The organism is Brevundimonas sp. (assembly GCF_050729455.1).
GTDB lineage: Bacteria > Pseudomonadota > Alphaproteobacteria > Caulobacterales > Caulobacteraceae > Brevundimonas.
Genome location: NZ_JBOHLI010000029.1, coordinates 23989 through 38767, shown reverse-complemented (window position 1 = coordinate 38767; position 14779 = coordinate 23989). Strand labels below are relative to the sequence as shown.

The following is a 14779-nucleotide window of genomic DNA, read 5'->3' as shown; positions in this document are numbered from 1 at the left end:
CGGCTGGACCGGTCCGGGAGGCGCGCCGCGCTCGCCGACCACCGTGCCCTCGGCGCGCCCCAGCGCCGCCACCTCGATCTCCACCCCGCGCGCCTCGCCCAGATCGATGGCGTCATGCTGGACCAGGGCCCCGCCCAGACGCCGCGCCGTCTCCCAGCTGGCGCGGCGATAGCGCAGCGGCGTGCCCGTTTCGCAGGCCGGATCGCGGTCGTAGAGGCCGTCGACATCCTTCACCAGACGCACCCGGTCCAGCCCCAGCTCGGCGGCCAGAACCACCGCCGTCAGATCCGAACCGCCCCGTCCCAGCAGGGCCACGCGCCCGTTCGAGCGCACCCCGCCGAAGCCGGGAACCACCACCACCTCATGTTCGGCCAGGGCCTGTTGCAGGCGTTCGCCCTTCAGGCTGACGGGACGAGCGTGCTGGGCCGGACCCTCGACCACGATGCCCAGATCCCGCACCGACAGACCCACCGCGTCCAGCCCCACCCGGTCGCAGGCGATGGCGACCAGGGCCGCCGCCTTCTCCTCGCCCAGCACCACATAGGCGGGCAGCAGTTCGTTCTCGTGGTCCAGACCCAGCGAGCGGGCGTCGGCCAGCAGCCGGTCGGTGTGGCCCGACAGGGCCGAAACCACCGCCACCACTTTGCGCCCAGCGCGAACGTGGCCGTAGATTTCCGAGGCCACGGCGGGGGCTTCGGCGGCGTTGCGCAGGACGGACGAGCCGAATTTCAGCACCACCACGTCAGCCGCAACGGCCTGGGGTTTCTGTTTATCGGCGACGAGAGCGAGGGCGGAAGCGGGCATCGGGGTGATCCTGAAGGCGGGGTCTGGTGGGGAGGTCGGGGTGGGCTCGGGCCATAAAAAAACCCGCCCGGGGGTCCGGGCGGGGTGTTCGGTTTTTGCGTTTCTCGCCTAGGCGGCGCGCATCATCCGGTCCCCGCCCGCGAGGGCATGGTGGTGGTACCGGTGGTCGTAATCATGGACGCGAAGAGACCCGTCGCCGAGGCGGCGATCAGGGTCATCATCATGCTGGCGAAGTGGTCGAGCACAGGCGGCGTCCGGTTGAAAATCGTGCCTCAAGGTGTTCCACGACCCCGCACCGCGTCAACCCCGAAAAGAACAAATTTTTCTCCAACTGGCCAAATAGGCGTGATTTCACCGACGAATTACGCCGCCGGACCGAAATGGGGTGAATTTTTTCGCTTGACCGGCGCCCTTCGCAACCGCAACGTAAGGTCACTCATCAAGACCGGCTGAGGGATTAGGCCCTTTGACGCCGGGGCAACCATCGGGTTCCGCCCGAAACGGTGCCAACTCCTGCGGGGTTTTCAGGGCGACCTGAAGACCGCGAGAGATGGGTGGAGCATCGACGAGGCGACGCTCCACGGTCTGTCACTGCATGGGTTCCTTGGCGAGCCGTTTTGCTGAGTGACCGAGACCCATGACCCTGGCCCTGATCGAACCCGTCGTCCCCGCCGAAGAGCCCGCCTGTCGGCCTGCGTCCGCACGCCGTCCGTCCGAGCTGCTGTCGCGCGACGGGGCCCATGACGTCGTCGTCCCCATCCCCGACGGCTTCCCGCTGGATTTCGGCGGGACGCTGAACCAGAAGCAGGTCGTGGGCCGCCTGCACGGCAAGGTCGGCGCCCCCCTGATCGTCGTGGCCGGCGGCATCTCGGCCGACCGCTACGTCCACCGCACCGAGACCAAGGGCCTGGGCTGGTGGTCGGGCGCCGTGGGCGTTCGCGCCCCCATAGACCTGACCCGTTTTCGCGTCCTGGCCTTTGATTTCGCGCCGGAATTCGGTGAAGGCGTCGCCAGTCCGAAAACCCCGCTGACCATCACCACCCAGGATCAGGCGCGGCTGCTGGCGCTGCTGCTGGATCATCTGGGCGTCGAGAAGGTCGCGGCCTTCATCGGCTGCTCCTACGGCGGCATGATCGCCCTGGCCTTCGGCGAGCTCTTCCCCGACTGGGCCGAGCAGCTGGTGGTGGTGTCCGCCGCCCACCGCCCTCACCCGCTGGCCACCGCCTGGCGCGGCATCCAGCGCCGCATCCTGCAGCTCGGCCTCGAGACCGGCCGCGTCGATCAGGCCGTGGGTCTGGCGCGCGAACTGGCCATGACCACCTATCGCACCCCCGACGAGTTCGGCGAGCGCTTCGATTCCGAGGCCCCCAGCCACGCCGGTCAGGCCTATCCCGTCTGCGACTATCTGCAGGCGCGCGGCCGGGCCTACCGCGACCGCACCACGCCGTCGCGCTGGCTGAGCCTGTCGGACTCCATCGACCGCCACCGGGTCGAGCCCGAGGCCATCACCGCGCCCGTCACCCTGGTCGGCTTCACCAGCGACCGCCTCTGCCCCATCGACGACATGAGGGAGCTGGCCGCGCGCCTGCCGAACCTCTGGCGCTTCGAACAACACCCCTCCCTCTACGGCCACGACGCCTTCCTGAAGGAAGACGTTCTGGTCGCTGACATCCTGACTTCCGTTCTGAAGGACATCGACCAATGAGCCGCGCCCGCCCCGCCGATCCCCGCACCATCGCCGCCCGCTCGGGCGTGGACACGGACACGGCCCACGGCGCGGTCATGCCGCCGCTATATCTGTCGTCCAACTATTCCTTCGCCGGCTTCGACCAGAAGCGGAAATACGACTACTCGCGCTCGGGCAATCCGACCCGCGACGTCCTGGCCGAGACCCTGGCCGAGCTGGAAGGCGGCGCCGGCTGCGTCGTCACCGCCACCGGCATGGCTGCGGTCGACCTACCGCTGAGCCTGCTGAACCCCGGCGAGCTGCTGATCGCCCCGCACGACTGCTACGGCGGCACCCACCGCCTGCTGACCGCGCGCGCCAGGAAGGGTCATTTCCGCGTCGCCTTCGTCGATCAGAACGACAACGAGGCCCTGGACGCCGCGCTGGCCGACGGCGCCAGGTTGGTGCTGATCGAGACCCCGTCCAACCCCCTGCTGCGCGTAGTGGATGTGGCCGAGGTCTGTCGCCGCGCCCATGCCGTCGGGGCCAAGGTGGTGGCCGACAACACCTTCCTGTCGCCCGCCCTGCAACGCCCGCTGGAGCTGGGCGCCGACATCGTCGTCCACTCGACCACCAAATACATCAACGGCCACTCCGACGTGGTCGGCGGGGCCGTGATCGCGGCCGATCCGGCCGATCATGCCGAATTGGCCTGGTGGGCCAACTGCCTGGGCGTCACCGGCTCGCCCTTCGACGCCTATCAGACCCTGCGCGGGCTGCGGACCCTGTTCACCCGCATCGAGCGCCAGCAGGCCACCGCCGGTCTGGTCGCCGCCGCCCTGGAGCAACACCCGGCGGTCAAGGCCGTCCACTATCCGGGCCTGAAGTCCCACCCCGGCCACGCCCTGGCGGCGCGCCAGCAGTCGGGTCCGGGCGCCATGCTCAGCTTCGAGCTGAACGGCGGCACCGACGCCGTGCGCGACCTGATCGACAACCTCGACATCTTCACCCTGGCCGAGTCGCTGGGCGGCGTCGAAAGCCTGATCGCCCACCCGGCCACCATGACCCACGCCGCCATGACGCCCGACGCCCGCGTCACCGCCGGCATCACCGACGGCCTGATCCGCCTGTCGGTCGGACTGGAGCATCAGGACGACATCCTGGCCGACCTGGTTCAGGCGCTGGACGCCCTGGTGCTGCAACAGGCGGCCTGATGTGAAAAGGCCCTCTCCGGCGAACCGGAGAGGGCCAGTCATTCAGTCGCATGACCGGCCTCAGGCCACCGCGCGTTCCAGCATCCGCTGCTGGCCGCGCGCGTCCATCCCTGCGTCCTCCAGCGAGAACTGCCCCATCATCCGGTCCAGTTCACGAGCGTCCTGGGCCAGCGAATGGCTGGCCGCCGTCGACTCCTCGACCATCGCAGCATTTTGTTGCGTGACCTGATCCATCTGGGCCACGGCGACGTTGACCTGTTGCAGGCCGCTGGACTGTTCCTGCGACGAAGCGACGATCTCGCCGGTGATGGCGGTGACGCGCTCGATCTGACCGCCGATCCGCTTCAAGGCCTCGCCGGTGTCGCCGACCAGTTGCACGCCCTCGCCGACCTGGCGGCTGGAGTCCGAGATCAGGGTCTTGATCTCCTTGGCCGCTTCGGCCGAGCGCTGGGCCAGGGCCCGGACTTCCGAGGCCACCACGGCGAAGCCGCGACCGGCGTCGCCCGCGCGGGCGGCTTCCACCCCCGCGTTCAGGGCCAGCAGATTGGTCTGGAAGGCGATCTCGTCGATCACGCCGATGATGTTGCCGATCTCGTTCGAGGAGCGTTCGATCTCGCTCATGGCGGTGACGGCGCGGCCCACGACGGCCTGACCCTCGACGGCCTCGCTGCGGGCGGCCTTGACGACGCTGCCGGCCTCGACAGCGTTCTCGGCCGAGCGCGACACGGTGGCGGTGATCTGCTCGAGCGCCGCCGCGGTCTCTTCCAGCGAAGCGGCCTGCTGCTCGGTGCGGCGCGACAGGTCGTCCGACGCCTGGCTGATCTCGTGGGCGCTGGCGCCGATGGCGCTGGAGCGGTCGACGATGACCCGCATCACGTCCTGCAGCTTGGCCATTGCCGCGTTAAAGTCGGCGCGCAGCTTTTCGTATTCGGGCGCGAAGGTCGCATTCAGGCGGAAGGCCAGCTGACCGTTCGACAGACGGTCGAGACCCGAAGCAATGCCGTCCACGACCTGGGCCTGCTGGCGCGCCGTTTCGGCGTCGCGTTCGGCCTGGGCGACGCGGGCGCGCTCGGCGGCGGCGCGCTGCACCTCAGCCTCGGCTTCCAGTCGCACCTTCTCCTCGCCGTTCTGCTTGAAGGTCAGGACGGCGTCGGCCATGTGGCCGATCTCGTCGCGACGGCCGACGGCGGGAATGGCGACGTTCAGATCGCCGCCCGCCAGCCGCGCCATGGCCCGCGTCATGGCCTCGATCGGGCGGCTCAGCGCGCCGATCAGCCAGGCGACGGCGCCCAGGGCGATGACCAGGGCCAGGGCGCCGCCGACGGCGAAGCTCCAGTAGGCCCCCATGTAGGCGGACTTCTTGGCCTCGACCCGGGCGGCCCCCAGGACACCTTCCTTCTCCTGGATGGCCGATATCGCGGCGCGAATGTCGGACAGACGGGCGGCGTCCTTGAGGTGAGCCAGGGCCTGGCCGTGGGTCGCCGGGTCACGCGCCAGGGCGATCACCCCCTCGGCGCTCTGATGAAAGGCGGTTTCCGCCGTCTTCAGCGCGTCCTGTTCGGGGCGGTAGGCGGCGGTCGCGTCGGCGGCGGCCAGGTCGGCCAGCCGCGCGGTGAAGACCTTCCCCGCGTCCTCATACTTGCCCATGAAGCTCTGGTCGCGCGTGGCGACGAAGCCGCGCAAGGCGTTCTGCTGCTCGACCGCCGAGGCCAGGATCAGGTCCGTCGCCTTGAAAATCTCGTTCGAGGCCGCGTCGGCGGCGTCGGCGCGTTGCAGCGCCGTGACGCTCCACAATACGACCATGGTGGCCATGCCACAGGCGCCGATCACGGCGGCGAACGACAGCAGGAGCTTCTTGGGGACCGACAGATTTTGCAGCATTTCTACGCTCACGGAGGGGGATCTGTAGCCCCGTTCTTTACGTGTCGCAGTTCGCCAAAGCCTTATCGTCCGATAGCGGAAATCTACGTAGGGGCGATCACAGCGCCTTCAGCACCACCGACAGGGCCGTCAGCAGCAGGTAGCCGGCGAAGGCCTTCCTCAGCACCTTGCGATTCAGCCTGTGCGCCAGTCGCGCACCATAGGGGGCGGTCAAGGCGGTCAGCAGCCCCATGATCACCGCCGCCGGCACATTGACGTAACCCAGCGAGAGCGGCGGCCGCCCCGGCGCGTCCCAGCCGAAAACGGCGAAGCCCAGGGCCGCCGTCGCCCCGATGGCCAGACCGAAACCGCTGGCCGTGGCCACCGCCTGATGGATGGGACGCCCGCACAGGGTCATCATCATGCCGCCGAAACTGCCGCCGCCGACGCCCATCATGGCCGACAACAGGCCGATGCCCGTGCCCACGCCGCGCCGTCCCCAGCCGGTCGGCAGGTCCTTTCGCAGGGTCATGTGTTCCGGCAGCAGCCCCATCTGCATGGCGATCAGCAGCAGGCAGACGCCATAGACGATGGCCAGCCCCTCCATCGAGGTGAAGCCCGCGATCGCCGCCCCGACCAGACCGCCGAACGCCACCCAGGGCGTCCAGGTCTTCAAGACCGTTTCGTCCACCGCCCCGTGCGCCCGGTGGGTCGCCAGCGACCGCAGCGAGGTGGCGACGATGGTCAGCAGCGAAGTGCCGATGGCGACGTGCAGATTGCTCTCCCCGCCGACCCCCAGCACCGAAAAGGCGTAAAACAGCGCCGGCACCAGCACGGTCCCGCCGCCGACCCCGAACAGGCCGCCGATCACCCCCGCCAGCGCGCCCGCCGCGATCAGGGCGGCGAACATCATGGCGAGTTCGGACAGGGGCAGTGCGCTCATGGCTTGGGCATAGCGTTGCAGCCCGCCAGCGTCATCCCGGAAAGGGCGTCAGGCGGCTTCTTCGGATTCGCCCAGCCGCGCCTGTCGCGTCTCGGCCTCGCGCACGGCCTCGACCGCGTGGTCCACGACCTCCAGCCCGGCCCCGGCCTTGACGCCCTCGACCGTCAGGATGCGGCGGAAGGCCCGCGCCCCGGCCCGGCCGTGCATCAGGCCCAGCATATGCCGCGCCATGCCCGCCAGATGCGCCCCCTCGGCCAGCCGCCCGGCCATATAGGGGCGATAGCGTTCGATGGCGGCGAAGGGATCGACGTCCTCGACCTCCATCCCGAACAGCCGCCGGTCCACCTGACCCAGCAGGGCCGGCTCGTGATAGGCGGCGCGCCCCAGCATGACGCCGTCCAGCTGCACGCCATCGCCGTCATCCAGATGCGCCTCGGCCTGATCCAGATCGCCGATGCCGCCGTTGATGCAGATGGTCAGATGCGGCCGCTCGCGCTTCAGGCGTCGCACCAGATCATAGTCCAGCGGCGGCACATCGCGGTTTTCCTTGGGCGACAGGCCCTTCAGCCAGGCCTTGCGCGCATGGACGATAAAGCTGGTGATCCCGACCGCAGCCGAGGCGTCGACTGTGGCGAACAGGCTGACTTCCGGGTCCTGATCATCCACGCCGATGCGGCATTTGACGGTGGCCGGGACGCTGACCGCTTCCTTGATCGCCGCCATGCAGTCAGCCACCAATTCCGGCTCGCGCATCAGACAGGCGCCGAACTTGCCCGACTGCACCCGGTCCGAGGGGCAGCCGACGTTCAGGTTGATCTCGTCATAGCCATAGGCCTCGCCGATCCGCGCCGCCTCGGCCAGCTGCGCCGGGTCCGACCCGCCCAGTTGCAGGGCCACCGGATGCTCGACGGCGTCAAAGCCCAGCAGCCGCTCGCGGTCGCCATGGATCACCGCCGGGGCCGTGACCATCTCGGTATAGAGCAGCGCCCGGCTGCTCAGGGCGCGGTGAAACGCCCGGCAGTTGCGGTCGGTCCAGTCCATCATCGGCGCCACGGACAGTCTATGAGCTTGATTTATAGACATTTTTTCAGTAAGATCAAAAAGTTGGAAGGCGGCGTGTGCACTCGAATTTGCGACGTGTTGCGACGTTTTTTCCGGGTTTTCGACACCCCAGTGCACACAGAGCGCACACGAAATGGCGACGTACTCGAAACTCCCGTCAGGAACGTGGCGGGTCCAGGTGAGACGGAAGGGTCGCTATATAAGCGAGACCTTCCTCAAACGCGATGACGCGCGCCGGTGGGCCACCGAAGCCGAGGGGCGGATTGATCGCGGTGAGGTCCCTACCCCCTCACGGTCGGCGCGGCTTCGCACGTTCGGCGAACTTATCGACCTACACATCGCGGACATGAAGTCCGTCGGGAAGGCACCCAGGCGGTCGAAAGCGGCGACGCTAAAGATGCTGAAGACGCGCCTGGGCGGTAAGAAGATCGTCCAACTGGATCGACAACTATTCATCGACTTCGGTCGGAGGCGCGCCACCGAAGGCGCCGGCCCCATGACGCTGAGCATCGACATCGGGGCGATCAAGCTCATCCTCTCCCATGCTGCGGCGGTTCACGGCCTGACAGTCTCGGTCGAGGCCATCGACATGGCCCGCCTCGCCCTCAAACGCCTTGGCCTGATTGGCAAGGGAGTCGAGCGAGATCGCCGGCCTAGCGATGAAGAACTGGAGCGCTTGATCCACCACTTCGACGAGAAGCCTCGTCAAACCATACCCATGGGAGCCGTTATTCGCTTCGCGATCGCAACGGCGATGCGCCAGGAAGAGATCTTCAAAGTCGTATGGGATGATTACGCAGCCCGGACCAAGATGCTGACCATCCGCGACCGGAAAGACCCTCGCGAGAAGACGGGAAACGACCAGCGCATCCCGCTTCTATCAATCACCGGCTTCGATCCCGTCGCGCTCATCGAAGGACAGCGCCCCTCCCGCACAAATGCGGACTCACGCATTTTCCCATTCAATCACCGTTCAGCCGGAACGGCGTTTACGAGAGCCTGCAAAGCTCTCGGAATCGCGAACCTGCATTTTCACGACCTTCGTCATGAAGGGACCAGCCGTCTATTCGAGGCAGGCTTTCAGATCCAGCAGGTTGCGCTCGTAACCGGCCACAAAGATTGGAAGATGCTCCAACGATACACCCATCTGCGCCCAGAAACTCTTCACATAATTGCTTCGAGTCTGGCCGCATAGTTGGCGTGTCTGCCCCGCGGTCAGCACTGGTCAACCGATCAGTGCGTCGATCCGACGGCATCTTTGAGGTTCGGACGAGACCATGTGTAGGAATCTCCCGCGAATCCGGTGGAAATCCCCCATGAGCCTCCATTGAATCGTCGGTGCCTCTTCCACGACGACGCTCAGATCGCCATCAAAGGCGTTTCGGTCGGGCCGGCGCGACGTTCGCCTCGGCGCGCGCCGAGAATGCGGGATTAAGCTGCCTGCGTTAGTGCGAGAAGTTCAGCGCGGAAATGGTCGGCATATGGCGGTCGCGTCAAAGCGTCAGCCAGCAGGCCGTCCTTAGGCACGCCGGCATAGATTTTTCGCAGCCGCAAAAGGAGGTTCTTGCCGTCCGCAAGACGAATAAGATGGTCGCTGAGGCCCTCCCCCGTGATCGCTTCCGCTTCAAAGCGATCCCTAAGGCGCCGGAGGATACGCCCGATCTCAGCCTTGTACGCTCCCCAGTCGCCGCCGCCCCCAACCACCTGCTGACGCAGCTCACGCACAAGCGTGACGGTGCTGGCTTTCGGATCGACAAACACGCCGCCCTTCACCGAGACTGATGCGCCAACGGTTAGGCCCACGTGCAAACTCGCATACTTCATCAGCGCGGCAATGAAGAACCGTGGGGTTAAAGCCAACAGGGTCTTTCGGACATCCGCAGCGTCCGCCTTACCCATAGACTGCAGACTAACGTTTTTAGCGATAAGTTCGTAAATCTCACCGTGGAGCAGAACGACGTTCTCAAGCTCGTGACCTGAAAGGAATATGACTCCCTCTAATCCAGCCGCCGCCGGTAGGGCGAATAGGCTCCCTTCGCAGTCCAGCAAAGCGTCCGTCGCCCCGTGATTGGCGGCAGCTTCACCATCGACCAGACCGAAGATTTTGTCATTGGTGAGGCGCTCGGCCTTCACCCGCGAGACCACAAAGCTACAGCCGCCGGTCGTGTCGGCGGGCGTCTTGAACTCCAGCCGGTCGGCAACGTCGGGCCCCACGATCCGGCTGAACAGGCGCTGGTCGCCTTCGCCCTCGACGTAGACAATGATCTTGTCGGCATAGCGGTTGTCCAGGGCGTCGGGGTCCTCGATCTGCGAGAGATTGGCCATCAGTGTAGCTCGTCCTCGATCAGTTCTCCGCCCTTGATGATCCCCGGTTCACGCCGCTTGTGATCGAAGACGTGGATCAGTTCGCGATTGTGCGTGCTGAACACGATTGACAACCGTGGGTCAGCAATAGCCAGCGCCTTCAGCGCCTGGAACATTCGGTTCATGTACTTGGTGTGCAGGTGAGTCTCGATCTCATCGATCAGGACGATGGTGTTGCCGGTCATGTGGCAGGCAACCCGCACGAAGAGCTGCAGGAGCGCGCGCTCGCCATGGCTGAGACCAGACAAGGCATGGCGACCGTTGGGCGTTTGCACCGCCGTCATCAGGGTCTCGCGATCCGGCGGAAGCAGGAACTTCTGGTCGGTGGCGAAGAGCTTTGGGTTGACGAAGCTCAGCAGATCATCGAGCCGGCCATCACCCAGCCAGTCGAGCCACACCAGCAGATTGTCGATGCTGTCGCGCCATTCGGGACCATCGCCCAAGAAAGTCTGGGCGGGGGCGTAGCCCCAGCGTCTTGGCCGCTCGACCGACTGAGCGCCCTTGGGCGAATAGACCGCCCGGTCGGCGGGGAAGAATAGGATCGTCGGCAGCAGTTGGGACGCACCGAGCAGGGCCGAGGGCGCGCGATCCAATTCGGCGCGGATCTGGCGATAAAGCTGTAGGCCCTCGTTGCTGCTGCCGTCCTGCAGAAACGGACCGGCCGGTCCGCGTCCGATGGACAGACGCACCCAGGGGCTCTCTGCATCGACGCCGTCGAGACGCACGTCGTCGGGCGTCAAGATCGGATCGAGTGAGCCGGTCCAGATCGACAGGATGACAGTCCGCTCCTGGCGGTCCTGACGCCAGCGGACCCTAAAATCGGCCTGAGCGCGCCCCTGGGCGTCCGGGTCCGCGAAGCGCCCCACGGCGGGCTCGGCCAACAAGCCCATAAGACCGTGCAGGGTCTCCAGTACCGTTGTCTTACCGTGCCCGTTCTTGGCGAGCAGCATGAAGAGGTTGGAGGGAGCTGGCGACTCGTCCTCCGGCGCGGCCACGTCCGTGAAGTCGAAGGTGCGGATAGCTTCCTGGAAAGGGCCGACTTGGTCCAGCGACAGCCGCACCAGCTTCCAGTCGAGAATGGTGATCGGGCTCATCCGGCGCGCACCGCCGCGGCTATGTCGGCTGGATCGATCCGGCAGCCATGGGCGCGCAAGGTAGGACGTCCGGCGAGCTTGACGAGCATGTCACCCCGCATCAGCAGACCCTCCGCGCCGCCTTCGTCGAGGATGATGCGCGATTCCGCCGCCTTCTGCACCGTGAGCGCGACCCGACTGGGGATGTTGGAGCGCAGGAGGCCCGGGAAAGTCGCGGCCTCAGGACGCTGGGTGGCCAGGACCAAATGGATTCCCGAGGAGCGGGCCTTCTGGGCCAGCCGGATCAGCGGGCCCTCGATTTCACGCTTGGTCATGAAAAGGTCCCCCAGTTCATCGAGCACCGCCACGATTCGGCGAAGATTGGCACCGCGGCTGTTCGCCTCGGCGATGTTGCGCGCGTCTAGCCGCGCCAGCTTGGCCTGCCGTTCATCCATTTCCGACACCAAGTCCTCGAGCGCCACAAGGGCCTGCTCGGGGGAGGTGATCACTCCGCCGCTGCGCAGATTGGGCAGGGCAGCATACGCTGAGAATTCCACAGCCTTGGGATCGATCAGGAGCAGATCGGGCCGCTCGCGGTGCTTGAGTAGGGAGAGCAGGATGGCATGAAGACACATGCTCTTGCCGCTGCCGGTCGTGCCGCCAACGAACAGATGCGGTGCCTCGGCCAAGTCAAAGGCGAAAGGAGCACTCAGGATGTCGGACCCCAGTACCACGGGCAGGCCGAAGCCAGCGGCCGGCGGCTCGTCCAGTACGCCAGCCACATCCGACCAGCCGACGGTCTTCCAAGTCGGCAGTGGTCGCGGCACCAGAAGATGGATCCGGCGCTCTCCCGGTGCCAGCGAGGTCGTCAGCGTTTCCTGACCAAAGCCGAGTGCAAAGGCGAGCTTGGCTAGACCCCGCCTCAGACGATCAAGGTCGTCCAGGGCGTCCAGGCCCAGAGTCAAACGCGTCAGGCGTGGCCCTTCGAGAACCTCAAGCACGTTGGCCCCCACGCCCAGTTGGGCGAGCGCCGCCTCCACCTTGCCGGCCATTTCGGCTGAACCAACCTCGCCGTCCTCCTCGCCTGGAGTAGCCCCAAAGAACAACTGCTGGAGCAAATACTGGGGAAAATCCTGCCCTTCCGTCCACTCTGACCGGATCAACTGCAGGCCCCGCCGCACGTGGCGTTGCAGCACATCGTGGAAGGCGTCTTCGTCGGCGAAGAGATTGACGCCCTCGTAGACCGAAAGCACCGCGCGAAAGGCGTCGCTGAAATCCTCCTCCTGACCTTTGCCCTCACCGATTAGCTGCGCAGCGTGCAGTTCTGTTCCGCCCGCGCGCTGCGGATTGGGCGGGAAGAGCTCGGGGCTCGGCGAAGTCGGCTCCTGCAGCGATCGCGCCAAGGCTAGGCGCGCCACGGTCCATTGGTCGACCTTAGCCCGTAACCCGCTGCGGATGACAGCCTGGACCTCGCTGCGCTCGGCCTCGGACAGGTGGACCTTCTGGACCATCAGCTCAACTCCACCAGTTGGCGATCCGGCAAGATCCGGCCAAGGTCGCCCTTGTCGTTGTCGATCAGGAAGTGGCGGGCGACGTGCGGATCGAGCCGCCCGAGCTTCTCGCGGTCGATTTCGGAGTTGGTCGGCAGGACGATCACCTGGCCTGAAATATGTGGATAGTAGTTGTCCAGAAGGTTGTTCTGGTTCTCCCGGTCGATGCGCCCAAGCGGGGTGTCGATGACCACGGGGATGTCGCGGCCGGAGACATCCTTCATCGCCCAGAGCAGGGCGGTGGCCGCCAGCTGCTTGAGGCCGCTCGACAGCGAGGCTCGCCCGATCGGGCGCTGACCCGCGTCGAGGAATTCCATGGTGTAGGTGTCAGTCAGCTTGATGTGCTCGATCAAGTGGTGGCCCTGGACCAGCTGGCCAAAGCGGGTGTTAATCGCCTGCTCCAGAGCCAATTTGACGGTGATGCGGCGCGCATCGCGGTACTCGCGCAAGGCCCTGGCCACGGCCCGCATGTGCTCGGCCTCATGGGCCACGCGCGCGACCTGCTTCTGGTTGGCGTAGAGCTCGACGAGCCTGACCCGCAGGCGCTGGACCTCTTCGCCCGACTCGCGCACCCGTTCGGTAAGTTGGCCGCGGCGCTCATGCCATTCGCGCAATTGGACCTCGGCCTTGCCGATGTCGGTCACCAAACGCTTGTACTCCTCCAGGTTCGCACGCGAGCCAGCTTCCATGCGCATCAGGGTGTCGGCGATCTGGTCCAACTCCAGCTGCAGCTGCTTGGCCTTCTCCAACTCACCAGCCTGCACGTCGCGCTCGGCGGGCCCTGAAATCGACCAGCGCAACAGCAGAGCTTGCAAGCTTTCGGCGCGCTCGAGGTTAAGGGCGTGGAACAGGCCATCGTCGACGCTGCGTGCGCGAAGCCCCTCGAGCCGCTCGCCAAGGGCTTGAACCAGGCCTTGGCGCTGCTCGGGACGCAGGTCGACATCGGCCTGGTCGATCCAGTCAGGGAGACTCTTGACCACGGCCCGCACGAGGGTGGTCTCGGCCGACCCGGCACCGGCCAAGCGCTGCTCCACGGCTTTGAGCGCCTCGCGCAATAAGCCCATATTGGCGTAAAACGGCGACAGCGGCGGCACCCGAGCAGCGATCGTGCCGATGGCGGTTTGGACCTGCTCCTTAACCGTCGCCTGGCGTGCCTCGAGGGTCTCGCGGGCCGCGCCCGAAGCTCCGACGGCGAGGTTTTCCCGCCAGGTCTGCATGTGGGCTAGTTCCGCCGAAGTGGCGGCGATCTGCTGGTCGAGGTCCTGCAGATCATCGGTTGCCGCCCGCCTATGCCGCTCGGTCCGGGCAAGGTCCTTTTCGATTCCCTCGATCTCGTCGCGAACTAGGCGATCAGCGTTGCGCTTGAAGCGGCGATTGGCGGCCTCCTCCACGGCCTTGGCCAGCTCATCGACAAAGGTCAGGCCCAGTAGGCGGTCGACATCCACCGACTTCTTGCCAATGCCCTCGGCGAGCTCCTTGACCTCCTCGCCGTCGAAAAAGAAGAAATCGACGAAGTCTCGCGGCAACAGCTCGCCCAGCCGCGCCTCGGCCGCGCCGCGCACGAGCCGATCCTCGCCGTCATAGACTACGATCTCGTGGGTGTAGGTTAGGCCATCGGTGGTCCAAGACCGCTGGGCTTGATAGGTCCGTCCGTTCTCAACCCAAGTGGCCAGGACACGAGCGGTCGCGCGCCCGCCGGTGCGCCGGGCGACCTCAACGGCGCGCCGGTTGAACAGTCCAAGCCAATTGGCCCCGTCACCCATCACATATTGCCGCTCGGAGGTGTTGCCCACCTTCAGGCCGGCGCGGCGATGATGGTCGACCTCGACGCCCGTGAACAGGATCTTCAGGGCCGTCAGGAAGCTGGTTTTGCCCATACCATTGCGCCCCCAGATGAGGACGATGTTGCGGTCCGGGCTCACGTCTGGCAGCTCCACGCGCGAGACACCGTCATACGCTAGGAGATTGTCGATCTCGATCGCGGTGAATCTCATTCGGCGGGCGGCTCAGTGAGGGGCGGGATCTCGGGCAGAATCAGATCGCTGATCCGGTCTTGCAACAGTCGTCGCGCATTAGGCTGGTTGAGATCATGGAACTCCTCCTGCAGACCCAGGAGGTGCACGAGCAGGGCCGCGGAAACGCCCTCGGCCGCCGCAACGCGATTGATCAACTCCTCCTGTTCGTCCAAACTCAAGATGTGGCCCCACATAGCGTAGCTTAACTCTAGGCGCAGTCGTCGTCAG

12 protein-coding genes, 1 pseudogene and 1 riboswitch are annotated in these 14779 nt (G+C 66.1%); of the genes and pseudogenes, 4 read left to right on the top strand and 9 right to left on the bottom strand.

Translation table 11 applies throughout. From position 1 onward, the window contains the following. A pseudogene (locus ACREEF_RS09190) lies at nt 1-804 on the bottom strand (homoserine dehydrogenase); the annotation flags it as partial. 147 nt (nt 805-951) lie between these two features. Here ACREEF_RS09190 and ACREEF_RS09185 point away from each other — a divergent pair. The 3 genes from ACREEF_RS09185 (at nt 952) to metB (ending at nt 3684) form a co-directional block, all read left to right on the top strand. After that, complete coding sequence (locus tag ACREEF_RS09185) at nt 952-1257, top strand: hypothetical protein (protein WP_431565288.1); 306 nt, start codon at nt 952-954, stop codon at nt 1255-1257. After that, a riboswitch (SAM riboswitch) is annotated at nt 1238-1361 on the top strand. (Overlaps the previous gene by 20 nt.) Before the next feature lie 80 nt (nt 1362-1441). Next, nucleotides 1442-2509, top strand: coding sequence for a homoserine O-succinyltransferase MetX (gene metX / locus ACREEF_RS09180; protein ID WP_431565287.1), 1068 nt, complete (start codon nt 1442-1444; stop codon nt 2507-2509). Further along, nucleotides 2506-3684 (top strand): cystathionine gamma-synthase, encoded by a 1179-nt coding sequence (gene metB, locus ACREEF_RS09175; RefSeq protein WP_431565286.1) that lies wholly within the window; start codon nt 2506-2508, stop codon nt 3682-3684. The genes metX and metB overlap by 4 nt, the downstream gene beginning before the upstream one ends. 60 nt (nt 3685-3744) lie before the next feature. On the opposite strand, the gene ACREEF_RS09170 is transcribed toward metB, so the two are convergent. From ACREEF_RS09170 to dusA, 3 genes are all read right to left on the bottom strand, one after another. After that, nucleotides 3745-5577: a methyl-accepting chemotaxis protein gene (locus ACREEF_RS09170; RefSeq protein ID WP_431565285.1), complete on the bottom strand. Its 1833-nt coding sequence runs from the start codon at nt 5575-5577 to the stop codon at nt 3745-3747. An 85-nt stretch (nt 5578-5662) separates the two neighbouring features. Continuing rightward, nucleotides 5663-6487: a sulfite exporter TauE/SafE family protein gene (locus tag ACREEF_RS09165; RefSeq protein WP_431565284.1), complete on the bottom strand. Its 825-nt coding sequence runs from the start codon at nt 6485-6487 to the stop codon at nt 5663-5665. 48 nt (nt 6488-6535) lie between these two features. After that, nucleotides 6536-7570 carry a tRNA dihydrouridine(20/20a) synthase DusA gene (gene dusA / locus ACREEF_RS09160; protein ID WP_431565283.1) on the bottom strand — a complete coding sequence of 345 codons (1035 nt, stop codon included), beginning with the start codon at nt 7568-7570 and terminating at the stop codon, nt 6536-6538. Between the two features lie 376 nt (nt 7571-7946). Between dusA and ACREEF_RS09155 the strand changes: the two genes are divergently transcribed. After that, nucleotides 7947-8744, top strand: coding sequence for a site-specific integrase (locus tag ACREEF_RS09155; protein WP_431565282.1), 798 nt, complete (start codon nt 7947-7949; stop codon nt 8742-8744). Nucleotides 8745-8980: 236 nt separating this feature from the next. On the opposite strand, the gene ACREEF_RS09150 is transcribed toward ACREEF_RS09155, so the two are convergent. Genes ACREEF_RS09150 through ACREEF_RS09130 form a run of 5 tightly spaced genes read right to left on the bottom strand, consistent with a single transcriptional unit; the run spans nt 8981 to nt 14745 of the window. Continuing rightward, nucleotides 8981-9874: a hypothetical protein gene (locus ACREEF_RS09150; protein ID WP_431565281.1), complete on the bottom strand. Its 894-nt coding sequence runs from the start codon at nt 9872-9874 to the stop codon at nt 8981-8983. Beyond that, nucleotides 9874-11007: an AAA family ATPase gene (locus ACREEF_RS09145; protein WP_431565280.1), complete on the bottom strand. Its 1134-nt coding sequence runs from the start codon at nt 11005-11007 to the stop codon at nt 9874-9876. The genes ACREEF_RS09150 and ACREEF_RS09145 overlap by 1 nt, the downstream gene beginning before the upstream one ends. After that, nucleotides 11004-12497: an FtsK/SpoIIIE domain-containing protein gene (locus ACREEF_RS09140; RefSeq protein ID WP_431565279.1), complete on the bottom strand. Its 1494-nt coding sequence runs from the start codon at nt 12495-12497 to the stop codon at nt 11004-11006. The genes ACREEF_RS09145 and ACREEF_RS09140 overlap by 4 nt, the downstream gene beginning before the upstream one ends. Further along, nucleotides 12497-14530 carry a DNA sulfur modification protein DndD gene (dndD, locus tag ACREEF_RS09135; protein WP_431565278.1) on the bottom strand — a complete coding sequence of 678 codons (2034 nt, stop codon included), beginning with the start codon at nt 14528-14530 and terminating at the stop codon, nt 12497-12499. The genes ACREEF_RS09140 and dndD overlap by 1 nt, the downstream gene beginning before the upstream one ends. Then, nucleotides 14527-14745, bottom strand: coding sequence for a hypothetical protein (locus ACREEF_RS09130; RefSeq protein ID WP_431565277.1), 219 nt, complete (start codon nt 14743-14745; stop codon nt 14527-14529). Before ACREEF_RS09130 ends, dndD begins: the two co-directional genes overlap by 4 nt. Between the last annotated feature and the right edge of the window lie 34 nt (nt 14746-14779).